Raw genomic sequence first — 24752 nt, 5'->3', positions numbered from 1 at the left:
CGCCCTGGCGCAGTTGTGCGCCCCGCGAACCCGGATCCTCGCCATGTTACGAATCACTGAACTCAAGCTGCCAATCGACCATCCCGAAGAAGACCTGCGCGTTGCCATCGTGCAACGCCTGGGCATCGCCAGCGATGATCTGCTCGATTTCACCTTGTTCAAGCGCAGCTACGATGCGCGCAAAAAGTCCTCCGAACTGTGCTTCATCTACACCATCGACCTCGAAGTGCGCGACGAGGCCAAAGTGTTGGGCAAGTTCGCCGACGACCGTAACGTCAACGTGGCGCCGGATGTCAGCTACAAATTCGTCGGCCAGGCGCCAAGCGATCTAGGCCAGCGCCCGATCGTCGTCGGTTTCGGTCCGTGCGGGATCTTCGCCGGCCTGCTGCTGGCACAGATGGGCTTCAAGCCGATCATTCTCGAACGCGGCACCGAAGTCCGTCAGCGCACCAAGGACACCTGGGGCCTGTGGCGTAAAAGCGTGCTCAACCCCGAGTCCAACGTGCAGTTCGGCGAAGGCGGCGCGGGCACGTTCTCCGACGGCAAGCTGTACAGCCAGATCAAGGACCCGAAATTCCTTGGCCGCAAAGTCCTGCACGAATTCGTCAAGGCCGGCGCGCCGGAAGAAATCCTCTACGTCAGCAAACCGCACATCGGTACGTTCCGTCTGACCGGCATGGTTGAAAACATGCGCGAACAGATCCGCGAACTCGGCGGCGAAGTGCGTTTCCAGGAGCGCGTCAGCGACGTGCTGATCGAAGACGGCCAACTGGTCGGCGTGCAACTGGCCAGCGGCGAAACCCTGCATTCGAAACACGTGGTTCTGGCCCTCGGCCACAGTGCCCGCGACACCTTCCGCATGCTCCACAGCCGTGGTGTGTTCATGGAAGCCAAGCCGTTTTCGGTGGGTTTCCGCATCGAGCACCCGCAGTCACTGATCGACCGTGCGCGCCTGGGCAAGTACGCCGGCCACCCGAAACTGGGGGCCGCCGACTACAAACTGGTGCACCACGCCAAGAACGGTCGTTCGGTCTACAGCTTCTGCATGTGCCCGGGCGGCACCGTGGTCGCGGCGACTTCCGAGCCGAACCGCGTGGTCACCAACGGCATGAGCCAGTATTCGCGTAACGAGCGCAACGCCAACTCCGGCATCGTTGTCGGCATCACCCCGGAAGTCGATTACCCGGGTGGCCCGCTGGCCGGGATCGAGTTGCAGGAACGTCTGGAATCACACGCCTTTATTCTCGGCGGCAGCGATTACAAAGCCCCGGCGCAACTGGTTGGCGACTTCATCAACGACATTCCTTCGACCGAACTGGGCGAAGTCGAGCCGTCGTACAAACCGGGCGTGGCGCTGGGTGACCTGGCCTTGGCATTGCCGGATTTTGCCATTGAGGCGATCCGCGAAGCGTTGCCGGCGTTCGAGAAGCAGATTCGCGGTTACTCGCTGCACGATGCGGTGTTGACCGGGATCGAGACGCGCACCTCTTCGCCGCTGCGAATTACCCGTAACGAAACGCTGCAAAGCATGAACGTGAAGGGCTTGTTCCCGGCGGGCGAAGGCGCGGGTTATGCGGGCGGGATTCTGTCGGCAGGTGTTGACGGGATTCGCATTGCTGAAGCCGTGGCGCGGGACATCCTCGGCCTTGAAGCCTGATCAGCATTAGCTGACTCAACACAAAACCCTGTGGGAGCGAGCCTGCTCGCGAAAGCGCTATTTCAGTCAATGATGATGTTGAATGAGATGACGCCTTCGCGAGCAGGCTCGCTCCCACATTGGTTTTTGCGTTTCTTCAGATATTGGCGCGCAGGACTGAGTCAGGCAGCGGCTCACCCCGCTCGGCACTCGCCGCCACCGCTTCGATCAACCCACTCAACTCATAACCCTGCGCCTTCAGCCAATCCTGATCGTAATAGGTGTCGGCATACCGCTCGCCGCCATCGCACAGAATCGCCACGATCGACCCCGACTCCCCCGCCGCTTTCATCTGCTGCGCCGCCATCAACGCACCGATCAGATTGGTCCCGCTCGACCCGCCAACATGCCGTCCCAGGCGCTGCGCCAGATAATGCATGGCGGCCAGCGACAAGGCATCCGGCACTTTGACCATTGCATCGATCACCTTCGGCAGGAACGACGCCTCAACGCGCGGCCGGCCAATGCCTTCAATGCGCGAACCGCAGTCCAGGCGCAAACTCGCATCGCCCGTTTGGTAGTAATCGAAGAACACCGAACGCTCGGCATCGGCGCACAACACGCGGGTGCAATGCTGGCGATAGCGCACATAACGACCCAGGGTCGCGGTGGTGCCGCCGGTGCCGGGGCTGGAAATCAGCCAGCTCGGTTCCGGGTGCTTCTCATAGCGCATCTGCTGGAAGATCGATTCGGCAATGTTGTTGTTCGCGCGCCAGTCAGTGGCACGTTCGGCGTAGGTGAACTGGTCGATGAAGTGGCCGCCATGTTCGCGGGCCAGGCGCTCGGATTCGGCGTAGATCTGCGTCGGATCTTTCACCAGATGACTTTGGCCACCGTAGAACGCGATCTGCGCGATCTTCTCTTTGGACGTGGTCGCCGGCATCACCGCAATAAACGGCAGGCCGAGCATCCGCGCGAAATACGCTTCGGAAATCGCCGTCGAACCGCTGGACGCCTCGATCACCGGCGCGCCAGGTTTCAGCCAGCCGTTACACAATGCATAGAGAAACAGCGAACGAGCCAGCCGATGCTTGAGGCTGCCGGTTGGGTGACTGGACTCATCCTTGAAATACAACTCGATACCCGCAAAACCTGGCAGCGGCAAAGGGATCAGGTGGGTGTCGGCGCTGCGCTGAAAATCCGCCTCGATGATGCGGATGGCTTCGCGGGCCCACTGTCGGTTGTCGCTCATGGTGATGGTTCTCGTTGGATCGGCAGGAGATGAAGCTGTTAGAAAGGCTCACTCATCAGCTTAGGAAAAATCCTATAGCGCGCACAGATACAGCTGAGTCTCAATATGTCAGGCAACTGCTAGGCTCAGCGTGGCTTGAGCCAGACACCTTGTAACGACATATAACAAAAAAGAATATAACTTTTGTTTTAACAACTAACAGTACGGGTTAGGGTGTCCCACCTTTTTGACGATTCGATGGAGAGCGACCTTGCCTCTGCGTAGCACTTTCACGCGTTTCTTTCAGTTGGAAGCTGCCAGCGGTCTGTTATTGATCGCTGCAGCCATCCTGGCCCTGATTATCAACAACTCGCCATTGTCGTGGCTGTACACCGGCCTGCTCGACACCCCGGTGGTGGCGCAGATCGGTGCGTTGAAAATCGCTAAACCCCTGCTGCTGTGGATCAACGACGGTCTGATGGCGATGTTCTTCCTGCTCATCGGCCTGGAAGTGAAGCGCGAAGTCCTTGACGGTCAGCTGTCTAAACCGTCGCAGATCGTCCTGCCCGGTGCAGCCGCGATCGGCGGCATGCTGGTGCCGGCGCTGATCTACTGGTTCCTCAACCGCGACAATCCGGCAGCCCTCGACGGCTGGGCAATCCCGACCGCGACCGACATCGCCTTCGCCCTCGGCGTGCTTGCACTGCTCGGCAAGCGCGTACCGGTGTCGCTGAAACTGTTCCTGATGACCCTGGCGATCATCGATGACCTCGGTGCCATCGTGATCATCGCCATCTTCTACTCCGGCGAACTCTCGACTCTTTCCCTGGGCCTTGCAGCAGCGTGCATCGCGGCGCTGGTGGCGATGAACCGGCTCGGGGTGGTCAAGCTTGGGCCGTACATGATCATCGGTTTGATCCTCTGGGTCTGCGTACTGAAGAGTGGTGTCCACGCAACGCTGGCTGGCGTAACCCTGGCCTTTTGCATCCCGCTGCGCACGAAAAACGCCGAACCGTCGCCGTTGCTGACCCTCGAACATGCGCTGCACCCATGGGTGGCCTACGGCATCCTGCCGCTGTTCGCCTTCGCCAACGCCGGCCTGTCGCTGAGCGGTGTCACCGTGGAAAGCTTCACTCACCATGTGCCGATGGGCATCGCGGTGGGCCTGCTGCTGGGCAAGACGGTCGGTGTTTTCGGCCTGACATGGCTGGCCGTGAAGATCGGCATCGCCACCCTGCCCCAAGGCGCCAACTGGGGCCAGGTCATGGGCGTAGCTATCCTTTGCGGCATCGGCTTCACCATGAGCCTGTTTGTCGGTTCGCTGGCCTTTGAACCGGGTGTAAGCGACTACGCAGGGATGGACCGGATGGGCATTTTGACCGGGTCGATTCTGGCGGCGTTGATTGGTTATGCGGTGACGGCGGCGGCGAGTCGCAAGAACTCCCAAGCGATATAACCTCTTTGGCGAGGGAGCAAGTTTCCTGCGTTCCTGTTACACAGCGAACAATCCCACGTCTTTAGAGACGCGTCCTACAGCCACCATTTTCCTGCTTCGTTAACGTTGCGCAGCCCTTTGCGAAGGGCTGTCGATGGATGAACGAAAGGACGATCAGTGGCTGGCAACAAGGACATTCCCCGGGTTTCCAACCCACCGCAAGGCGACGGGCACCACGTCACTTACCGCTACATGACGGCCAGTGAACTGGCCGAGCGCGATGCCAGACAAAACGCTTACGACGCCATGCTGGCGCGACAAGAAGCGTTCGAGCGCAGCCGTGAGGTGGCCGCCAAAAAGACAGAGCCCGTTCGTGCCGGCTGCGTATTTGCCAAGTCCTGCAAATTGCCGGATGCGATTATCGATTACTCCAGTCCTTCGGGCATGGTGCCGACTGACAGCCTGAAGGATTACGGCGATCTGATTCTGCTGGGCGCGCGTGAGGCCGATGAAAGCGGCGCAGTTCCGCTCAAGAAAATCGGCGCAACGGCCATCCCGGCAGGCTTCGGCAGTTTTGCGTTGACGGGTTCGGCTTTCAAAGCACTGCCCACAGTTATATCCACCGCAGTGGTCACGCCATTGGTGACCCTGGTAGCGCTGCTCATGCCCTCGAACCTTGGTGACAGCGCACTCTATACCGACGAGCAACTGCGTGGACTTGAACAGGCGCGAACGCGTGTTCGGCTGAGGGTCGAACAGCAGGCCGACGGCAGCCTGAAGGGCTATGGCTTCTACACCGGCAAGAATCGCGATTGGGAAATGGTTGATGTCGTGCAGTTCAAGTTGCGCGACAGCCAGTTCATTGCTGACTTGGGTGAAGGCGTAGAGCTGATCTGGACGCCTGCTGTGGATGGCTCGGACATCCTCGGCATTCCTGCGCTGGAGGCTGCACCGCAGGCACCGCACATCTGGGTTTATCCGCCGACGAAAGCGGCGGATGGGATGCTGGTGAATCCGGTTTATCCGCCGGAGTACCGGGATTTCATTCTGGTTTTTCCACCAGGTTCGTTGGTTCAGCCGGTATATATCGTAATCAATTCCCGAGCTGGGGATCACGAGTACCATCCGCCGCCTGATTTTCTGCCAGCCTTCCCTGATGCGAAAGTTGTGGGACGCAAAACAGCTGTTCAAGGGGGCGGCGCGAAACGCAAAAGATGGAAAACCGCTAAAGGACTTATTCTTGAATGGGACTCGATGCATGGCGCTATAGAAAAGTATGACGCCAGAGGCAAACACATTGGCGAGTTCGATCCAAACACTGGCGAGCCAACGTCTACAAAAAAGAACAAAAAATCGAAAAAAGGCAAGAAAAGGAGTATTGAGCCTTGAGATTCTTAGTAGAAGCTTTTGACAAAAAAACTGACTTCCAAACATCAGTAATTGAACTGCCCGAGAATTGTACCGAGCAACTCAAATCGATCATGGGTTGGAAAACAGAGCAGCAAGGTTGGGAAGGCTACGACCTGAATCAGCAACAGATCAAAGCCATTGAGGCACTGATTCAAAAGTCCATCGAAGATCCGCGCTATTACTTTCAACTGACGTGTAATGGACATTGAAACGCAAAAAAAAACCCCGACCAGTCACCTGATCGGGGTTTTCTTTACCCTGAATTCCGCTTAGTGCGAAACGCGGCTGGTCCCACCAACGGTGGAGATGCGCACGCGCTCGCCAACGCGGAACACTTCGTTCTCCTGCACCTGCTGCACATAGGCACGCATGCTGCCATCGTCTTCACGCACGGTGATTTCCACACCTTGGGTACGGGTCAGGCCTTCTTCAGTCGCCGAGCCGATCAGACCGCCCGCCACCGCACCGATAACCGCAGCAACGATGCTGCCCTTGCCGCCGCCGATGGCGCTGCCGCCGACGCCGCCGACCACTGCACCTGCAGCGCCGCCGATCGGGGTCTTGGTGCCTTCGATTTTCACCGGACGCAGGGATTCGATGGTGCCCATGCGAATCGTCTGCACACGACGCGCTTCGTCACGGGAGTAGGAGTCACCGGTCAGGCTCGATTGGCAGCCGGTAAGCAACATCGCCATCGTGGAAAAGGAAGCAACCAGCAGAACAGACTTACGCATAGCATCAACTCCAAAGGAACATATATTCATTAAACTCCGTGGCTTGACGCCTGTCACGACGCCGCCCGGATAAATTGGCTTTCATTCAGGCGCGGTACAGACGCCTGCAAGGTTTCCCAACAGTAGCGCCAAATTACCGATTCCGCGCCACGGACACCAAGGATTTTCATGGATTACTTCATCATCGTCGTCACCACTGCCGCTGGTTTGTACTTCCATTGGTGGTTGTACGTGCGGATCAAGCGCTGGATGGATCGCGACCTGGCGCTGTCACTGGCGGGCAAGGATGAAGGAAAACGTGCCTTCATGCTCGAACAGTTAGCGAATGCTCAGATGCAGAAGATCAAGCGCCGGGATCTGCCGAAGTGGCTGGAGGCCGCTGCGGCAGGCTATCCCGCTCGGTAGACTGCTTAAGGTGCCAGACGTTCAAGAATCCAGTCGGCGCCCTGCACACGGTAGTTGAGGCGATCGTGCAGACGGCTCGGACGGCCTTGCCAGAATTCGATGCGCTCAGGCAACAAACGGTAACCACCCCAGTGTTCCGGACAGTCGGGTTGAGTGTCGGAGAAACGCTGCTCGGTGGCCTCGAGCAAATCTTCCAGTTCACCGCGCCCGTTGATCACCCGGCTCTGTGGTGATGCCCAGGCACCGAGACGGCTGCCCAGCGGACGCACCTGATAATACGCATCCGACTCCGCAGGCGTGACCTTCACCACCCGCCCTTCGATGCGCACCTGGCGTTCGAGGGTTGGCCAGAAGAAAGTCATGGCGGCGAACGGGTTGGCCGCCAGATGCTGACCCTTGGCGCTGTCGTAGTTGGTGAAGAAGGTGAAGCCCTGCTCGTCCAGGCCCTTGAGCAGCAGAATGCGGCAATGCGGTCGCCCATCCTTGTCGACCGTGGCCAGGGTCATGGCGTTGGCTTCCACTGGCGCCTGTTCGGTTTTCACCGCGTCGGCAAACCACTGGTGAAACAACGCAAATGGCTCAGCCGGGGCTTGCGCCTCGGTCAGCCCATCCCGGGTGTAATCACGACGCATATCTGCCAGAGCCTGGGTCATGGCGCATTCCTTTTCGTTAGCGGATCACTTCTTGGTGGTATCGGTCGCGGCGACTTTCTTGTCGGTCGCGGCGGCTTTGGCTGGAGCAGTCTTTTTCGCTGGGGCCTTGGCCGGGGCTTTTTTGGCCGGTGCCTTGGCAGCCGCTTTTTTTACCGGAGCCTTTTTGGTTGCCGGTACAGCGGCTTTTTTCGCGGCAGGAGCCGGAGTGACCGGTTTGGCGACTGGCTTGACGTCCTGTGCCGCGACCAGGGTCACTGGCTTCGGTGCCGGCATGTTGTACTTGCTCAGCAAGGCAACCATGGTGTTCTGCGGGGTCACCAGCAGTTCAACACGACGATTCAACGCACGACCTTCAACACTGTCGTTGGCCGCACGCGGTGCTTCGGAACCCATGCCACGCAGCATCAGGCGATCACGCTGCAGGCCGCTGAGACGGAAGATTGCGGCGATGGCCTGGGCACGCTCCTGGCTCAGTTTGATATTGGCAGGCGCGGCACCACTGGAATCGCTGTGGCCAAGGACCAGCACGGCAGTTTTCGGGTCGGCTTCAAGGATTTTCGCCACGCGGGTGAACGGGCCGAGGGTGACCGGCAGCAACATGGCTGGACGATCCGGGTTGAACGAGCCTTCCACCGGCGCGGTCACGACCAGCACGTTTTCACGGCGTTCGAGTTGCAGATTGCTGTCCTTGACCGCTTCACGCAGGCGCGGCTCGTAGTCGTCGAGCCAGGCTTGGGTCACTTTCGGATCCGGCATCGGCACGGCTTTGGTGGTGGGTTGATCCTTCCCGCCGAACGGCCACCACCATTTGCCACCCGCGTCGGCTTCAGCTTTGGCCACGGTGACCGGTTTTTTCGCTTCCGGGGCGACTTCAGCCTTCATGTCGGCCTTGGCCGCTTCGTCATCGGAACCGAACGGCCAGTACCATGGGCTGCTGCTTTCAGATTTGGCAACCGGTGCGGTAGCAGCCGGTTTCAAAGGCGCCGGCGCGGGTTCTTTGGCCGCCACCTTGTCGGAAGAACCGAACGGCCACCAACTGCCGCCGTCCGCATCGTTTTTCGGGGTCTGTGCACAACCGGTGATCGCTACACACAGGGCCAGGGCGAGGGTCTTTTTAGATGACATTGAAAATCCACAAAATGAAGTAATGAAAAATCAGAGCACTTTCGCCCGGATAAACAGTCGCTTTGAAACGAAAAAACGTTCGAGGTTCCGGCCCTGGAATCCCGAATGGAACTTTACAGACAAGTGGCAAGCACCCGCGCGAGCTTTTGCGCGCGCGGATCCATCAAGACGTACGGCCCAAGGGTATTTGTCACAAAACCAAACGCGACATCATGCTCGGGGTCAGCAAAACCGATGGAACCGCCCGCGCCCGGATGGCCGAACGCCCGTGGGCCAAGGCCGTAAGTGGCGTTGGGCACATCCGGTTGATCAAGCATGCAGCCCAGACCGAAACGGGTCTGGGTCAACAAAGTCTTGTCTTCGCCGAGGCTGTGTTCGCGGGTCAGCTCTTCGAGCATGTCGCTTTCGAGCAGGCTGCCGTCGAGCAACCCAGCGTAGAAACCGGCCAGACTGCGCGCATTCCCGTGGCCATTGGCCGCCGGTTGCTGCATGCGTCGCCACTCAGGTTTGTTGGTGCTGGTCAGCACCGACGGCGGATTGGTAAAAGCACGGGTGGTCATGGCAGTCGGTTCGCGCATGGTCACTTGCAGCAGACGTTGCGCGGCAGCATCACCAGCATTGCCCTTGCCGCGAGCGATATGCGCCACCCGGTGGAATTCTTCGTCAGCCAGACCGACGTGAAAATCCAGACCCAACGGTTTGGCGACACGAGCGACGATCGATTCACCCGGCCCACGACCGTCAGCACGGCGCAGCAATTCACCGATCAGCCAGCCATAAGTGATCGCGGCATAACCGTGACCGGTGCCCGGCGTCCACCATGGCGCTTCTGCCGCAAGGGCGTCGACCATGGTTTGCCAGTCGTAGAGCGCTTCCGGCGCCAGCAGCTCGCGCAGGGCCGGCAGACCGGCCTGGTGGCAGAGCAATTGGCGCAGGGTGATGGATTCTTTGCCGGCAGCGGCGAATTCCGGCCAGTAGCGGGCGACCGGAACATCCAATTGCAACTTGCCTTCGCCGACCAGTTGCAGCGCGGTGACGGCAGTGAAGGTTTTGGTGCAGGAGAACAGGTTGGCGATGGTGTCGCTGTGCCAGGCCTCAGTGCCATCCTTGTCGGCAGTGCCGGACCAGAGGTCGAGAACGGTTTCTCCACCGACCTTGATGCACAGGGCTGCGCCGCGTTCCTGGGGATCGTCGAACAGTGCGGCAAAGGCTTCGCGCACCGCTTCGAATTGAAGCTCGTAATGTCCCTGAATCTGCACCCGCAACTCCCCCGCGAAAACGCTCTACAAAGTGGCCCGCATTGTTCCAGCCCTCGAGGGATTTGGGAACAGCTGCGGGCCAGACGGTTAATTCGGAATTTTTGTTGAGGCGGCTGACGCCTTCGCGAGCAGGCTCGCTCCCACACTGGATCTGTGTATCACGGAAGATCTCCTGTGGGAGCGAGCCTGCTCCGGGCGGCGTTCCGACGAAGAACGATGACGCGGTGGCTCAGGACTCAGTGACCATTGCCGGAATGTCCACCAGCATGCCCTGCTCCCGGCCCTTTACCGGCCTCGCCTTTGCGGCCACCCTCAGCCTCATGCCCCGCTGCGGCGGCCGCTTTCTCGGCCTCTTTGCCCAACTGATCAATCGCCTGCAAATTGCTCTTGCGCACTGACTCGACAAAACCCTGATACGGCAGATCAGTCACTCCCACCAGACCGAAGTGGCCGTTCTCACCATCAAGCAGACGGCCGGTTACCGGTTGGTCCAGATACTGGAACCAATGCACACCAACAATCGACGGTTCACTCAGCGCTTGTTTGAGGAAGTTGGCGTAGGCCGGGCCGCGATCTTCTTCCCTTGCCACTTGCGTGACGCCGCCCCAGAACGGGCCACGATCCGCTGAGCCAAAGTTGAATTCGGTGATCATTACCGGTTTGTCCAAAGCGCCCAGTGCGGCAAAGTCATAACCGTCCTGCGGTTTCAGCGTGTACATGTTGAAGCTCAGGACATCGCAATACTGCGCGCAGGACGCCACGGCTTCCGGCGTGCTGATGGCGAAGCGACCGCCAAGCAGCAACTGGTTCGGCGCATGCCATTTCAGCGAGTCGGAGATAGTTTTGAAGTAAGTGTCGGCGAAGACTTTCTGGAAATATTTGAAGTCCGCCTCGATTTCCGGATGCTCGGGATTCGGCAGCGGTGGCACGAAACCCGGGTCTTCCATCAATTCCCACGCCGGCAGATCGATGCCCCACGCCTTCGACAGCCCCGCCTGATTGCGGTACTTGTCGCGCAATTGCTTGAGGAACGCACGTTTGGCCGGTACGTCGGTGGTCATCTTCAGGGTGCCATAAGCCAGCGCATAGCGGGATTTCGGATCATCGCCGGGACCGGCCCACGCCAGTTCGTTGTCGGCGTAGTAGCCGATCAGCCACGGATCGTCGCGGTGATCGCGGGCGGCGATGGCGACAGCGCGCTCGGTGGCCATGGCGAAACGCGGATCAAACGGATCCGGCATACCACCCCACCAGTCGCTGCCGGTGCTGATGCTGGTGTAGTCACCGACGATCGACAGCGGCAAGGTGTAAGGCACACGCTCGGCATCACTTAGCGAATCGGCACTCCAGTTACCAACCGTGTTGAAGCCCCAGGCTTGCAGGCGATCGAGCGTGTGGCTGGCCCACTGTTGCTCATCGATGGTGGCCTTGCACGGCTCAGCAGCCTTTTCCGCTGTCGCTTGTACGGTTTCAGTTCTGGCTGCCTCAGCGACGCCGGACTTCGGCTCGGCAGCCACAGACACAGGTTCTGCGGCTTTCTCGGCGGCCGTTTCAGCGGCTGCAGACTTGGCCGCTTCGGCTACCCCGGATTTGCTCTCACTGTCGGCTTTGCACGGCTCACCGTACACGCGCTGCAAGTTGGCGCCATAGAAGTCGTACCAGCGCCCGTTGCCGTATCCCCGGCCCTGATCAACACCGTTGCCGCCACGGTTGTCACCCTCGCCAAAATGCTTGGCCAACGGCTCATCAGGTTTAGGCAGGGATTCAAACATGTACTCACGACCGGCCACGTAGGTCTGGTTGACCTGCGGGCTGACGGTGTTCACGCCCAGCGAGTAAAACGGATGACCTTCAGGCGTGACCAGATACCAGCGGCCATCACGCTTTTCAGTACGGAAGAAACCGCTGGCCTTGAACGCCGGGCCTTTGTTCCAGCCACCAAATTTGTCCAGCGAGGACTTCTCACGCTCGGCCAGCCAGGTTTTCAGTTGTTGCTGTTCCTTGGCGGCGGCGGATTTCAGTTGTTCGTCGTTGCTGATCTTTTCCGGCCACTTGCTGCGGGTCGATTGCCCGTAGGCGTCGACCAGATTGCCGTAAACGGCCTGGGTGACCGATTCGCCGTCCTGCACACCGAAACGCTCCAGCAGCAAACTCTGTGCGACTTTCGGCTGATCCATCGACAGGCTCACCGAGACCACTTGGCTGCGGTCGATCTCACCGCTGCTGCTGGCGAGCAGTATCCGTTGACCATCGACCGTCATCGGCATCGGCGGCCCGGCTTTCATGCCTTGACTCAGCGGTGTCGACGCGACCAGCGGCACCAACAGGGTTTGCGCAGGCCCGGCCGGCAGGTCGACGCGGCTGACCAGGGTGCGGCCGTCGTTGCTCTGGATCTGTACGTAGACCGTCACCGCCCAGTCCATCGCGCTCTGCAATCGCAGGGTCATCATACCCGACTGCGACCAGTCCCAAGCGCCGGTCTGCGGCGTCAGACGCAAGGTCGGGCGCGCCACCGGGTTGAACGTCACCCGGCGCAGCACTTCGCCCTCAGGCGTTTGCTCGGCGTTGGCTTGCGGCAGATCAGCGTTTTCAGTGGCGATTTTCACCACGTCGGCAGGACGGACAAAGTTGAACAGGGTCTGCTGACCGGCGGGCGCTGCCAGCAACGGGGCAGCGAAGATCAAGGCAAATACGGCAGGCAACGAACGGCGGATCATAAGAACGGAGTTCTCCCTAACGACCAACAATGGCCAATGGAAAAGCGATGGCAGAGAGATAGACAACACGGCGGGCAAAACTGCCCACCGTTGTCTCAGGATATTTCACGACGGAAAGGAGGCAACGCATTGAGGATCGCCTTGCCATAGCGCTGGGTGACCAGGCGCCGATCGAGCAAGGTGATGGTGCCGCGGTCTTCTTCGGTGCGCAGCAGACGCCCGCAAGCCTGAACCAGCTTCAGCGAAGCGTCGGGCACGGAGATTTCCATGAACGGATTGCCGCCACGGGCCTCGATCCATTCCGACAACGCCGCTTCGACCGGATCGTCCGGGACCGAGAACGGGATCTTGGCGATTACCACGTGTTCACAGTACGCACCCGGCAAGTCGACACCTTCAGCGAAACTGGCCAGACCGAACAGCACGCTGGAATCACCGCCATCGACCCGTGCCTTGTGCTTGTTCAGGGTTTCCTGTTTCGACAGGTTGCCTTGAATGAACACTTGCTTGCGCCAGTCGCGGTCGAGACCGTCGAACACGTCCTGCATCTGTTTGCGCGAGGAGAACAACACCAGGGTGCCCCGCGAGCCTTCGACTAGATCGGGCAACTCACGGATGATCGCTGCCGTGTGTGCGGCGGCATCGCGTGGATCGGCTTTCAGGTCCGGCACCCGCAATACCCCGGCGTCGGCGTGATGGAACGGGCTCGGCACCACAGCAGTGACGGCCTTTTTCGGCAGGCCGGCGCGCATGCGGAAGCGGTCGAAAGTGCCCAGCGCCGTGAGGGTCGCCGAGGTCACCAGGCAGCCGTAAGCCACGTTCCACAAGCTGCGGCGCAAGGTTTCCGCCGCCAGGATCGGGCTGGCATTGACCTCGATATCGAACAGCGAACCGCTTTCGGCCAGGGTCAGCCAACGCGCCATCGGCGGGCTGTCTTCCGGGTCTTCGGCGGTGAACGCAGTCCACAGCTCCCAGTTGCCGGAGGCTCGCGACAACAGGCTGCCGAACAGCGGATACCATTCCTCAGCCTGATTGCTGGCGATGCCGATGTTGACCTCGCCGTCCATGCCTTCCTTAAGCAGGTCGGTCAGACGGGTGAACAGATCGTTGAGACGGGCAAAGCCTTTTTTCAGCTCGATGCCCATTTCGCGCATGTGCTCGGGAATCACCCCGGCGACGAAGCGATGCCGTGGCCGCTCGCGACCCTCGACGTCTTCGCCGGGTTTGAAATCGGCAACCTGCTCACAGGCGCTGAACATGAACTGTTGCTGAGCCTTGATCTCACGCGCCAGTTCCGGCACTTGTTCGATCAATTTGCCAAGATCGCCCGGCAGCGGATGCTGGGCCAGCAGTTTGGTCAGGTTCTTCGCGGTGGTTTCCAGCCAGTCGGCGGTGGAACGCAGGCGCGTGTAATGGGCGAAGTGGCCGATGGCCTTGTCCGGCAGGTGATGGCCTTCGTCGAACACGTAAATGGTGTCGCGCGGATCCGGCAACACCGCGCCGCCGCCCAGTGCCAGGTCAGCCAGGACCATGTCGTGGTTGGTGACGATCACGTCGACCTTGCCCATGCCTTCGCGGGCCTTGTAGAAGGCGCACTGGCCGAAGTTCGGGCAATGGCGGTTGGTGCACTGGCTGTGATCGGTGGTCAGGCGCGCCCAGTCAGCGTCTTCCAGCGCATTCGGCCAGCTGTCGCGGTCGCCGTCCCATTTATTCCCGGCGAGCTTTTCGATCATGCTGGTGAACAGCTTCTGACTGGCCTCATCAACCTCGATCTTGAAGCCTTCTTCTTCGAACAGCTGCGCGGTGGCGGTTTGTGCGTGGCCTTCCTGCAAGAGCATGTCGAGCTTGGACAGGCACATGTAGCGGCCACGGCCCTTGGCCAGAGCGAAGCTGAAGTTCAGCCCGCTGTTGCGCATCAGGTCGGGCAAGTCCTTGTAGACGATCTGCTCTTGCAGGGCCACGGTCGCAGTGGCGATGACCAAGCGTTTGCCGGCCAGTTTGGCGGTGGGGATCGCGGCCAGGCTGTAGGCCACTGTCTTGCCGGTACCGGTGCCGGCTTCCACCGCGACAATCGCGGGGTCGCCACTGCGCCGGCCTTCGTCGTCGGTGTCGATATCCCCGAGGACTTTGGCGATTTCAGCAATCATCAGGCGCTGGCCGTAACGCGGTTTGAGGCTCTTGGCCTCTAGAAAACGCGAATAGGCGCCCTGGATCGTGGTTTTGAGTTCAGTACTGATCATGGATTGTCGGGCGCAAAAAACGCTGGATAAATTTTCAGTGGTTTCGGATGGCGGCTATCATACCCCGCTAATTAATCCCGCGCAGAACGGAGTGCCCCAATGACACCTTTTAGCCTCGTTTACCCCCTGCATGTGCTGTCCGCCCTGGTGTGGGTCGGCGGCATGTTTTTCGCCTGGATGGTCCTGCGCCCCGCGGCTGTGAAGGCCCTCGACGGCCCAGCCCGCCTCACCTTGTGGGTGGAAGTGTTTCAAGGTTTTTTTCGGTGGGTCTGGGTCGCGGTGATTCTTTTGCCCATCAGCGGCGTGGGCATGTTGCATTTGCAGCAGGTCGGGTTTGAGACCGCGCCGAAGTATGTGCAGGTGATGATGGGCTTGTATGTGGTGATGACGGCGCTGTTTATCCGCATTCAGGGGTTGATGTTGCCTGAACTGCGTACGGCGGTGGAGGCGAAGGACTGGCCGGCGGGTGCGGCGGTGCTGGGGCGAATTCGCCGGGTGGTGGGGCTTAATCTGATTGTCGGGCTGGTGCTGGTGGCGATTGCCGCGGCTCGGCCGATATTCTGAAATTGGGGACTGAGATCAAAAGCCCCTCACCCTAACCCTCCCGAAACGTCGGACCGCCCGTAGGGAGAGGGGACTGAATGGGGGATATTGAAGAGTTACGCCGACCTGAAGGATTAGCTTTGAATCCATAATCGACACGGTTTTTCAGGTCGATGGATAGCCTGAGTCACCTCGGTCGGCCCCCTCTCCCTACGGGCGGTCCGACGTTTCGGGAGGGCTGGGGTGAGGGTCTGCCTTTACAGGCGCTGCACGGTCACAGCACCCGCCGCCCCCACCGGCCCAGGCTGGCCATCCGCCCCGGCCTTGCCGTTCTTGCCACCATCGGCGCGATACACAAGGCAGCCCTTGGACTTGCCGCCCTTGCCTGCCTTGCCGCCAACACCGGCTGGTCCGCCCGCACCGCCCGCGACATTGACCTTGATCAGCTCAGCCGGAAACTCGCGCGGCACTTCCAGCCGCACCAGCGCACCCGGAGCGCCCGGTTGGCCATCACTGCCGTTGCTGCCATCAAAACCATGCCCGGCCGAACCATAAGTGCAGCCCGGGTCTTCGCCGTTACCGCCGTCAAGGCCGACAAAGCCCGGCGCACCGGTGCCGCCACGGGCATCGACCAACAGCTGCGGCGCGCTCAACGCCTTGAATTGCAGATTCAGATTACGTCCGGCACGGGCAGCTTTTTCATACGTCCCCGGCGCCCCGCGCGCGGTGATCTGGCTGCCATCGCTCAGCTCTGCGCGAACGACCTTCATGTCCAAAGCGTTCTCGCCCGGAACGATCGCGATGCGTGCTTCATGGCCAAGACGTAGTTCACCGACACTCAACTCGGTCACGTTCGCCGGAATCAACAGCGTGCCGTAATCGGCCACTTCGAGTTTTTCCAGCTGCAAGGTGCTGGCGGTATTGGGCAAACGCATCAGCGAATTGGTTTCAACGCTGACCACCTGGGCACAGGCCAATGGGCTGATGAATGCAGCGAGCAAGCAGAGTTTACGCATGGGAAGAAGCCTCCGGAGCGGCCGGGGCCGGGATGGTTTGCAGGTGAAATACGCCGAACAGCAGGATGCGGCCACGGTCACGCCAAGGGTGCGGGCGACCTTGGAGGCTGCGATTGCACAGCAGCACTTCGAATAGATGAATCAGCAACAACAGACCGCCGGCCAGATTGACCAGCAGATGCAACGGATGTACGAACGGCACCAACTGATTGGCCAGTACCACGCAGCAGAACAGCAGGGTCAACAATCGCCCCAGCCCCCAGAACACTTTCATACGCTCCCCCGTGTTGCAAATTATTCTTTGGGCGCACAGTAACGGCTTCTGCGGGGGATAAGCCAGAGGGGAAAATGAAAAAACTTCGATCGTCTGCCAAATGGCTGCCGAAACGACGCTGATCGTCGCCCGGCAGCTCTAGGCTGCGCCCTACAGACGCGTCCTAACGATTGATGTGCAACTCCACACGCCGGTTCTGCGCACGACCTTCATCGGTGGCGTTATCGGCAACCGGCTCGCTTTCACCGCGACCTTCACTGGTGAGTTTGTTGGGCGCCAGCCCTTGGCTCAGCAGATACGTGGCGACACTGCTTGCACGCCTTTCCGACAAGGCCTGGTTGTACGCATCCGAACCTTTGCTGTCGGTGTGACCAATGACCTTGATGCTCACCACGTCGGCATTGCGCAGTTTGTCCATCAGCGTATCGAGCTGGGATTTCGCCGCCGGGGTCAGGTCGGATTTGTCGAAATCGAACAGCACGTTGCCGGCATCGCTGAGGGTGATGACTTCAGTTTGCGGTGCAGGCTCCGGCACTTTTTCCGTGACCGGGTATTGCGGCAACGGGCAACCACGGTGATCGACCGGGGTATTTTCCGGGGTGTCCGGGCAACGGTCGCGGCGGTCGAATACACCGTCGCCGTCTTCATCGCCGTCCTGGGCGTAACAGATCAGTCCGCCGGTAAGAATCCCCAGCGCTGCGCCGCCGCCGGCCCAGCCGCCACTTTCAATGGCGCCGAGACCGCCACCGACCAGCCCGCCGATAAGGCTGCAGATCGGCCACGTACGTTGATTGAGGGGGGCAGTGCCATCGCTGTGGGTGGCGCAACCGGTGAGCAAGCTGCCTAGCAGCAGCACCGGCAAGACGGACCTTGAGAAAACAGTCATTGTGAAAGCTCCTGTGTCACCGGCCCATACCGGTTACACAGGAGTAAAGACCCGCATCCGCGACTGCACAAGCCGCGAATGCGAGAGGGGCTTAACGCTGGATTTTGATTTCGGTACGACGGTTTTGTGCGCGACCGTCAGCGGTTTTGTTATCGGCCACTGGTTGGCTTTCACCCATGCCGGACACCGAAACGAAGCTGGCGCGTGGCACACCCTGCTGGATCAGGTACTCCACCACCGAGTGCGCACGACGATCCGACAGTTTCTTGTTGTAGGCATCGCTGCCCACACTGTCGGTGTGACCGGTCACAGTCAGTTGCGCCGTCGAGGATTCCTGTTTCAGGCGGGTGGCGACCTTGTCGAGCACTTGCTTGTCAGGGCCGGTCAGCGTGGCTTTGTCGAACTGGAAGTGCACATCACGGATAACAATGGTTTCTTCCTTGACCACTACAGCTTCTTCGACCACGGGTGCAGGCGCTGGTGGAGGGCAACCGTCAGCGTCGACCTGCACGCCTTTAGGCGTGCCCGGGCACTTGTCGCGACTGTCCGGCACGCCATCGCCGTCTTCGTCGCCATCGCCGTGAACCCAGCAATAGGCCGCTGCCGTGCCACCGACCAGCAACGCACCGTAGCCGGCCCATGCCGAACTTTCGGTTGCGCCGAGACCGGCACCGACGACACCACCGACCGCCGCACAGGTCGGCCAGTCGGTTTTCTGCAAACCTGCGCAACCAGTCAACACACTGGTTAGCAGAATCAAAGGTAATGCTGTCCGAACTATGCTCATCTGGTTTTCTCCTGAGGGATCGGCTTAGAACCGATTCAGGGAGTAAAGACCGGAGTTTTAATCTCCGCCAGCAATAGGCCACCGCTGTTTGCGAGCCTGTTCACAGGACTTCGGCACATTTACCCGAAACGGGCGGAACAGGGCGCTTTGCCGCCACCGTCAGGCAGGCTAGTCTTGGCGGTCTGATTGAGGAGCTTCGATGAACGTCGCCATTTCTTCCCGCACGCCGCAACAGGCGTTAGCCGCTTTGCTGGATCGCTACGCCCCGGCGCGGCTGTTGCTGATCGGCGCCAGCGAATTTCCAGCCCTGAGCGCCTTTAAAGAGGCACATCCAGACACCGTCGTCGCCCATGCGGCGCCGGGCGCATTGCCCGCCGAACTGGCAGCACAGCGTTTCGATCTGGCGCTGGTGGTCGATTGCCTGGAACATTTGCCCAAACGCGATGGCCTGAACCTGTTGGGCGGGATTCGCAATCTCAACGCCAGCCGCATCGCCGTGCTGGCGGATCTGGCGGCCAGCGGCTGGCAGGAAACCGACTTCTATTCACTGGCGCTGCAAGCCAGTGAATGTTTTCAACGCGACGATCAAGTGCTGACCCTGTTCACCTATGATCTGCTTGAATACAAACAAGTCCCCGACTGGCTCAACTCACGGTTCTGGGCCAATCCGGAAAACTTCGGGAAATACTGGTGGTAATGCAATGAGTACAGCCATTTGCCCGTGCGGCAGCGGCAATCTGTTGGAGGCCTGCTGCGGCCATTATCACGACGGCCATCCGGCACCGTGCGCCGAAGCGCTGATGCGTTCGCGCTACAGCGCCTATGTGCTGGGGCTGATCGACTATCTGGTGGCGACCACCCTGCCCGCCCAGCAAGCGGGCCTCAATCGCCAATCGATCACCGACTGGAGTGCGCAGAGCACCTGGCTCGGCCTTGAAGTCGAGAGCTCGGAAGTCTTCGGTGGCCAGCCGGAACACGCTTTCGTCACCTTCACCGCGCGCTGGCATGACGGTCAGGGCGAGCATAGCCATCGCGAGCGTTCGTCGTTCGTGCAGAACGCCGGGCGCTGGTACTTCATCGACCCGACGGTGCAGTTGAAGCTGGGGCGCAATGACAGTTGCCCGTGCGCCAGTGGGCAGAAGTTCAAGAAGTGCTGTGCGGGATATTTCGGCGCTTAAGATCAAAAGATCGCAGCCTGCGGCAGCTCCTGCACAGGATTTGCGCTTCGCCTGTAGGCGCTGCCGAAGACTGCGATCTTTTAGCGGCTAGACTGCCAGCAAAGGGAGAAAACCATGCTCGGTCGCTGGCGCACACTACATTTTCTGTTTTTGATGCTGATCCTGAACCTCGGCGGTTGCGCGTCGTGGTTCAGCGATGACAGCGTCGACCCCGCCGTGCATCTGGTGAAAGTCGAAGTGGTGCGCGCCAAATTGCTTGAACAGAAATTCATCCTGCACTTTCGCGTCGATAACCCCAACGATAGCGACCTGACCGTGCGCGGCCTCGAATACCGCATTCATCTGGCCGACATACTGCTGGCCGAGGGTGAGCATGAACACTGGTTTACGGTCGGACCAAAACGCAGTGCCTACTTCAAAGTGCCGATCCGCACCAACCTGTGGCCTCGGGTAAAAGATGTGGTGAAAATGCTGAAAAGCTCGAATCAACAGATTCCCTATCGCTTGCAGGGTGAGATGGAAACCGGTTTATTCATCGCCCACTACGTGCACCTTGAGCGCAATGGCGTGATAATCCCCGCCGATTTAATTCCGGAGCAACACCGATGACCCAGCAACCTCATGTCCATGGCCCTGACTGCAACCACGATCATGACCATCATCACGAACATGACCACGGCCACGTTCACGGCCCGAACTGCGGCCACGCCCACCAGGAACCGGTGCGCAACGCCCTGAAAGACGTCGGCCGCAACGACCCGTGCCCATGCGGCAACGGCAAGAAATTCAAGAAGTGCCACGGGGCGTGATGCCCGGGGCGAAGACCCTCTTCGCCTGACCTGCCGCCTTCGCGAGCAAGCTCGCTCCCACAGTCAATCGAGTTCCTCCAGTTGGAATGCAATCCCTGTAGGAGTGAGCCTGCTCGCGATGAGGCCGGCACATGCAACATCGTTGTCGCCTGAGCGGGTTTCTTCAGTTGCAATGCGTTCCCCTGTGGGAGCGAGCTTGCTCGCGAAGGGGCCGGCACATACGGTGAAGTTTTTCAGCCGGCCACCAAAATCTGTGCAGAACTGACTACCGTCGCATACTCCCCCTGCAAATTCCCCAGCGACATTCCGTGCACCTCTTCCGCCGTACGCAATGTGCCGAAATAATCGGCCTTGTCGAAGGTGAAACAGGCATCCTCCGCCACCCACGCATCAAACCCCAGATTCCCCGCCGTGCGCGCCGTCGATTCCACGGAGTTGTTAGTGGCCACGCCGACAATAACCAATTGCCCGATCCCCGCCTCGCGCAACCGCGCCTCTAACCCGGTGGCACAAAACGCATCCGGCACCTGTTTCTGAATCAGCCATTCGCCGTCCTGCGGCAAAAACCTCTCCTGAAACTCCACCCCTTCCTGCTCCGGCCAAAACACCGAATCCGGTTCACGCGACAGATGTTGCACATGAATCACCGGCCTTGTGCTACGCCGCCACAGCCCTAGCAGATCAAGGATTCGCTCTTCCGCCTGAAGATTATTCCTTCGACCCAAACGCGGCTGCAGAATGCCTTTTTGCTGGTCGATGATGATCAGTGCAGCGTTGGCCTGAAGCTCCATGGCGATTTTTCTCATGCAGAGTCATTGAATTCTGCGCAGTTCAGCATCACCTCTTCCTACTAAGCAAGCTATCGAACGCACACGGGACGACCTGACGCCGGCGTTTGCTGTCCGCACGCAAGTCCATTTCTGCTTTGGAGTTCTCCATGATCGACCTGTATTACTGGACCACCCCCAACGGCCACAAGATCTCTCTGTTCCTCGAAGAAGCCGGCCTGCCGTACAACGTGCACCCGATCAACATCGGTCAGGGTGAGCAGTTTCAGCCACACTTTCTGAAAATCGCCCCGAACAACCGCATCCCGGCCATCGTCGATCATGAACCGGCCGATGGCGGCGAACCGTTGTCGCTGTTCGAATCCGGGGCGATTCTTTTGTATCTGGCGGAGAAGACCGGGAAGTTTCTGCCCCAAGACCTGCGCGGTCGGCAAACGGCGCTGCAATGGCTGTTCTGGCAAATGGGCGGACTGGGGCCGATGGCCGGGCAGAATCACCACTTCAGTCAGTTCGCCCCGGAGAAAATCCCCTACGCGATCAAACGCTACATCGACGAGACCGCGCGGTTGTATGGCGTATTGAACAAGCAACTGGCTGATAACGAATTCGTCGCCGGCAGCGAATACAGCATTGCCGACATGGCGATCTATCCGTGGATCGTCTCGCACAAATGGCAAAGCCAGAACCTTGAAGACTTCGCGCATGTGCAGCGCTGGTTCAACCACATCAAGGATCGCCCGGCGACGGTGAAGGCCTACGCGTTGGTGCAGAAAATCAATCCACCGAAGGCTTGATTGAACGGCAAAAGATCGCAGCCTGCGGCAGCTCCTACAGGGGAATGCATGCTTATGCAGGAGCTGCCGCAGGCTGCGATCTTTTCCATTCGACAGAAATACGCAAATAACCCCCGCCCCCGCTTGCGCGGCCACCTCCTGCTCACTAACGTAGCGCCTTTACTGACGCTACCCCCCGCAGGAGCTTTGCCATGGCCTCGCCAGCCCTCACACATTTTCTTCCCCGGTTCGGCGTTGCCGCAGCAGTGGCCGGTGTTTTGGGCCTGTCCGGTTGCCAGACCTGGAATGCTCAGGACACCCTCCCGCCGACCTCCGGCGTGCAACCGCTCAAGGGTCTGGCGCAGAACGTGTCGGTACGTCGCAATGCCATGGGCATGCCGCTGATCGAGAGCAACACCTTCCACGACGCACTGTTCAGCCTCGGTTACGTCCACGCCAGCGATCGCATCAACCAGATGGTGACCTTGCGCCTGTTGGCGCAGGGCCGTCTGGCGGAAATGTCCGGCGCGTCAATGCTCGACGCCGACCGCTACATGCGCGCGGTCAATCTGAAGAAAAGCGCTGGCGAGCTGTACAAGGCCTCGTCGCCTCGCCTCAAGCGTTTCTTCGAAGTCTATGCGCGAGGGGTCAACGCCTACCTGTTCCGCTACGCCGACAAGCTGCCAGGCGACCTCGCCTCCAGCGGCTACAAGCCTGAGTATTGGAAGCCGGAAGACTCGGCGCTGATTTTCGCCCTGCTGAATTTCAGCCAGTCAGCCAATCTGCCGGAAGAGATTTCCTCGCTGGTGCTGGCGCAAACCGTCACCACCGACAAACTCGCCTGGCTGACGCCGTCCGCGCCTGACGAAAACCTGCCACTGGCCGAGGCCGACAAGCTGCAAGGGCTCAAGCTCAACGGACAAATTCCCGGCCTGACCGAACTGAGCAACGCCAGCCAGCAACTGTCGGCGCTGAACCTGCTCGGCACCCCGTCTTCGAACAACTGGGCGATCGCCCCGCAACGCAGCCGCAGCGGCAAGAGCCTGCTGGCCAGTGACGCCCATGGGCCGCTGGCCGCGCCTTCGCTGTGGAGTTTCGTGCAGATCCGCGCACCGAAATATCAGGCCGCCGGCGTCACCGTTGCCGGTCTGCCGATGGTCCTCGGCGGTTTCAACGGCAAAGTCGCGTGGAGCATGACCAGCGTGCTCGGCGACAACCAGGATCTGTTTCTGGAAAAAATTCGCCGTCAGGGCAGCAGCCTGGCCTACGAGGTCAACGGCAAATGGCAGCCGCTGGGCGTGCGCAACGAAACCTACTTCGTCAAAGGCCAACGGCCGATTCGCGAAGCGGTGTACGAAACCCGCCACGGCGCATTGCTCAACAGTGCTCAGGCGGCCGCGCAAGGCAGCGGTTTCGGCCTGGCCTTGCAGACCCCGAGCTTCACCGACGACAAGTCGCTGGATGCGTTTTTTGATCTGACCCGTGCGCAAACCGTTGAACGCGCTTCCGACGCGAGCCGCGAGATCCGCGCCATCGCCCTGAATCTGGTGTTCGCCGATGCGAGCAACATCGGTTGGCAGGTCACCGGGCGTTTCCCCAACCGCCGCGAAGGCGAAGGCTTGCTGCCGTCGCCGGGCTGGGAAGGTCGCTACGACTGGGACGGTTACGCCGACCCGATGCTGCATCCGTACGATCAGGATCCGGCACAAGGCTGGCTCGGCACCGCCAACCAGCGCGTGATTCCTCACGGTTATGGCATGCAACTGTCCAATTCATGGGCGGCGCCGGAGCGTGGCGAGCGTCTGGCGGAACTGGCCGGCAGCGGCAAGCACGACAGCCGCAGCGTGATCGCCATGCAGTACGACCAGACCACCACCTTCGCCGCCAAGTTGAAGAAAGTCTTCGAAGCACCGGGCATGAAGCAGCCGCTGAAACAGGCGATCGATACCCTGCCGGAAGCGGATCGCAGCAAGGCGCGCGAAGCGTTCACGCGGTTGATGGCGTTCGACGGCAAGCTCAGCCCGACCTCGGCGGATGCGGCGATCTATGAGCTGTTCCTGCAGGAAAGCATGAAGCAGATCTTCCTCGATGAGCTCGGTCCGGAATCGAGTCCTGCGTGGAAGGCGTTTATCGCCAATGGTGATCTGTCTTACGCGGCGCAGGCTGACCATCTGTTGGGACGTGAGGACAGTCCGTTCTGGGATGACCTGCGCACGCCGCAGAAAGAAGACAAAGCGGTGATTCTTGCCCGTAGCTTCGCGGCGGCGATCAGCGCTGGCGAGAGCCAGTTGGGCGGCGATCACCGCGCCTGGCAATGGGGCAAGCTGCACAGTTATGCCTGGAAGAACAGCAATGGACAGACTGTGCGCGGACCACTGGCGGCCGGTGGCGATCACACCACGTTGAACACGTCGGCGTTCGCCTGGGGTCAGGATTTCACCACGACGCGTGCGCCATCGATGCGTTTCATCGTCGACTTCGGCCAGGCTGAACCGCTGATGGGGCAGAACGGTACGGGGCAGTCGGGTAATCCGGTGAGTCCGAACTACCTCAATGGCATCGATGCGTGGCTGAAGGGGCAGTACATCGGCTTGCCGATGCAGCCGCAGAACTTTGACCGGGTCTACGGCAAGACCCGTCTGACGCTTACTCCCGGCAAATAGCTGTACATCAAAAGCCCCTCACCCTAACCCTCTCCCGGAGGGAGAGGGGACTGATTGGGGGATGCTTGAGTCATACGCCGACCTGAACGTGCACTGCCGAATCCAGAATCAACTCGGTTCGTGCCTTGCCGAATCCGTAATCGACTCGGTCTTTCAGGTCGATGTAGCTGGCCAGACACCTCGGTCGGCC

At 60.1% G+C, this 24752-nt stretch carries 24 protein-coding genes; 12 read left to right on the top strand and 12 right to left on the bottom strand.

Translation table 11 applies throughout. From position 1 onward, the window contains the following. Positions 1-43 precede the first annotated feature (43 nt). Positions 44-1657 carry an NAD(P)/FAD-dependent oxidoreductase gene (locus CLU80_RS20115; RefSeq protein WP_099758186.1) on the top strand — a complete coding sequence of 538 codons (1614 nt, stop codon included), beginning with the start codon at positions 44-46 and terminating at the stop codon, positions 1655-1657. A gap of 136 nt (positions 1658-1793) precedes the next feature. Here CLU80_RS20115 and CLU80_RS20110 read toward each other — a convergent pair whose 3' ends face one another. After that, a complete protein-coding gene (locus tag CLU80_RS20110; protein ID WP_099758185.1) occupies positions 1794-2888 on the bottom strand; it encodes a PLP-dependent cysteine synthase family protein in 1095 nt (364 codons plus the stop codon). A gap of 250 nt (positions 2889-3138) precedes the next feature. Here CLU80_RS20110 and nhaA point away from each other — a divergent pair, with 250 nt between their 5' ends. The 3 genes from nhaA (at position 3139) to CLU80_RS20095 (ending at position 5921) form a co-directional block, all read left to right on the top strand. Then, positions 3139-4323: a Na+/H+ antiporter NhaA gene (gene nhaA / locus CLU80_RS20105; RefSeq protein WP_099758184.1), complete on the top strand. Its 1185-nt coding sequence runs from the start codon at positions 3139-3141 to the stop codon at positions 4321-4323. Positions 4324-4479: 156 nt separating this feature from the next. Then, positions 4480-5691, top strand: coding sequence for a colicin E3/pyocin S6 family cytotoxin (locus CLU80_RS20100; protein ID WP_099758183.1), 1212 nt, complete (start codon positions 4480-4482; stop codon positions 5689-5691). Next, positions 5688-5921: a DUF7683 domain-containing protein gene (locus tag CLU80_RS20095; protein ID WP_095119200.1), complete on the top strand. Its 234-nt coding sequence runs from the start codon at positions 5688-5690 to the stop codon at positions 5919-5921. The genes CLU80_RS20100 and CLU80_RS20095 overlap by 4 nt, the downstream gene beginning before the upstream one ends. Before the next feature lie 60 nt (positions 5922-5981). Here CLU80_RS20095 and CLU80_RS20090 read toward each other — a convergent pair whose 3' ends face one another. Further along, complete coding sequence (locus CLU80_RS20090) at positions 5982-6446, bottom strand: outer membrane lipoprotein (RefSeq protein ID WP_007969461.1); 465 nt, start codon at positions 6444-6446, stop codon at positions 5982-5984. A gap of 168 nt (positions 6447-6614) precedes the next feature. Between CLU80_RS20090 and CLU80_RS20085 the strand changes: the two genes are divergently transcribed. Further along, on the top strand, positions 6615-6851 hold the full coding sequence (locus CLU80_RS20085; RefSeq protein ID WP_093438753.1) for a hypothetical protein: 237 nt from the start codon (positions 6615-6617) through the stop codon (positions 6849-6851). Positions 6852-6856: 5 nt separating this feature from the next. Here CLU80_RS20085 and pdxH read toward each other — a convergent pair whose 3' ends face one another. The 5 genes from pdxH to dinG all read right to left on the bottom strand — a co-directional run bounded on the left by pdxH (position 6857) and on the right by dinG (position 14845). Beyond that, on the bottom strand, positions 6857-7504 hold the full coding sequence (gene pdxH, locus CLU80_RS20080; RefSeq protein WP_099758182.1) for a pyridoxamine 5'-phosphate oxidase: 648 nt from the start codon (positions 7502-7504) through the stop codon (positions 6857-6859). Between the two features lie 24 nt (positions 7505-7528). After that, a complete protein-coding gene (locus CLU80_RS20075) occupies positions 7529-8629 on the bottom strand; it encodes an OmpA family protein (RefSeq protein ID WP_099758181.1) in 1101 nt (366 codons plus the stop codon). A gap of 113 nt (positions 8630-8742) precedes the next feature. Then, a complete protein-coding gene (locus CLU80_RS20070) occupies positions 8743-9888 on the bottom strand; it encodes a serine hydrolase domain-containing protein (protein ID WP_093438768.1) in 1146 nt (381 codons plus the stop codon). 236 nt (positions 9889-10124) lie between these two features. Beyond that, entirely contained in the window at positions 10125-12605 is a 2481-nt protein-coding gene (locus tag CLU80_RS20065) for a beta-galactosidase (RefSeq protein WP_099758180.1), read from the bottom strand. A gap of 95 nt (positions 12606-12700) precedes the next feature. After that, positions 12701-14845: an ATP-dependent DNA helicase DinG gene (gene dinG / locus CLU80_RS20060; protein WP_007918588.1), complete on the bottom strand. Its 2145-nt coding sequence runs from the start codon at positions 14843-14845 to the stop codon at positions 12701-12703. Between the two features lie 99 nt (positions 14846-14944). Here dinG and CLU80_RS20055 point away from each other — a divergent pair, with 99 nt between their 5' ends. Next, positions 14945-15409: a CopD family protein gene (locus CLU80_RS20055; protein WP_099758179.1), complete on the top strand. Its 465-nt coding sequence runs from the start codon at positions 14945-14947 to the stop codon at positions 15407-15409. Between the two features lie 236 nt (positions 15410-15645). Here CLU80_RS20055 and CLU80_RS20050 read toward each other — a convergent pair whose 3' ends face one another. The 4 genes from CLU80_RS20050 to CLU80_RS20035 all read right to left on the bottom strand — a co-directional run bounded on the left by CLU80_RS20050 (position 15646) and on the right by CLU80_RS20035 (position 18351). Then, positions 15646-16404, bottom strand: a complete 759-nt coding sequence (locus tag CLU80_RS20050; protein ID WP_099758178.1) for a hypothetical protein — start codon at positions 16402-16404, stop codon at positions 15646-15648. Further along, complete coding sequence (locus CLU80_RS20045) at positions 16397-16678, bottom strand: DUF1145 domain-containing protein (protein WP_093438792.1); 282 nt, start codon at positions 16676-16678, stop codon at positions 16397-16399. The genes CLU80_RS20050 and CLU80_RS20045 overlap by 8 nt, the downstream gene beginning before the upstream one ends. Positions 16679-16841: 163 nt before the next feature. Beyond that, positions 16842-17564 carry a PA1041 family peptidoglycan-binding anchor lipoprotein gene (locus tag CLU80_RS20040; RefSeq protein WP_099758177.1) on the bottom strand — a complete coding sequence of 241 codons (723 nt, stop codon included), beginning with the start codon at positions 17562-17564 and terminating at the stop codon, positions 16842-16844. A gap of 91 nt (positions 17565-17655) precedes the next feature. Continuing rightward, on the bottom strand, positions 17656-18351 hold the full coding sequence (locus tag CLU80_RS20035) for a PA1041 family peptidoglycan-binding anchor lipoprotein (protein WP_093438801.1): 696 nt from the start codon (positions 18349-18351) through the stop codon (positions 17656-17658). Positions 18352-18550: 199 nt separating this feature from the next. On the opposite strand from CLU80_RS20035, the gene CLU80_RS20030 reads away from it, so the two are divergent. From CLU80_RS20030 to CLU80_RS20015, 4 genes are all read left to right on the top strand, one after another. After that, positions 18551-19048, top strand: coding sequence for a DUF6231 family protein (locus tag CLU80_RS20030; RefSeq protein WP_099758176.1), 498 nt, complete (start codon positions 18551-18553; stop codon positions 19046-19048). Between the two features lie 4 nt (positions 19049-19052). Further along, positions 19053-19529, top strand: a complete 477-nt coding sequence (locus CLU80_RS20025; protein ID WP_093438810.1) for a YchJ family protein — start codon at positions 19053-19055, stop codon at positions 19527-19529. Positions 19530-19643: 114 nt separating this feature from the next. Continuing rightward, complete coding sequence (locus tag CLU80_RS20020) at positions 19644-20138, top strand: LEA/WHy family protein (protein ID WP_093438814.1); 495 nt, start codon at positions 19644-19646, stop codon at positions 20136-20138. Next, a complete protein-coding gene (locus CLU80_RS20015) occupies positions 20135-20338 on the top strand; it encodes an SEC-C metal-binding domain-containing protein (RefSeq protein ID WP_034154967.1) in 204 nt (67 codons plus the stop codon). Before CLU80_RS20020 ends, CLU80_RS20015 begins: the two co-directional genes overlap by 4 nt. Positions 20339-20571: 233 nt before the next feature. Here CLU80_RS20015 and CLU80_RS20010 read toward each other — a convergent pair whose 3' ends face one another. Beyond that, complete coding sequence (locus tag CLU80_RS20010; RefSeq protein WP_099758175.1) at positions 20572-21129, bottom strand: cysteine hydrolase family protein; 558 nt, start codon at positions 21127-21129, stop codon at positions 20572-20574. A 146-nt stretch (positions 21130-21275) separates the two neighbouring features. Here CLU80_RS20010 and CLU80_RS20005 point away from each other — a divergent pair, with 146 nt between their 5' ends. Next, positions 21276-21920 carry a glutathione binding-like protein gene (locus tag CLU80_RS20005; protein ID WP_093438818.1) on the top strand — a complete coding sequence of 215 codons (645 nt, stop codon included), beginning with the start codon at positions 21276-21278 and terminating at the stop codon, positions 21918-21920. Between the two features lie 191 nt (positions 21921-22111). Beyond that, positions 22112-24562: a penicillin acylase family protein gene (locus CLU80_RS20000; RefSeq protein WP_099758174.1), complete on the top strand. Its 2451-nt coding sequence runs from the start codon at positions 22112-22114 to the stop codon at positions 24560-24562. The last annotated feature ends 190 nt before the right edge of the window (positions 24563-24752 follow it).

This window comes from Pseudomonas sp. 29 (assembly GCF_002754355.1).
GTDB lineage: Bacteria > Pseudomonadota > Gammaproteobacteria > Pseudomonadales > Pseudomonadaceae > Aquipseudomonas > Aquipseudomonas neuropathica.
This window is presented reverse-complemented; position numbering and strand designations above follow the sequence as displayed.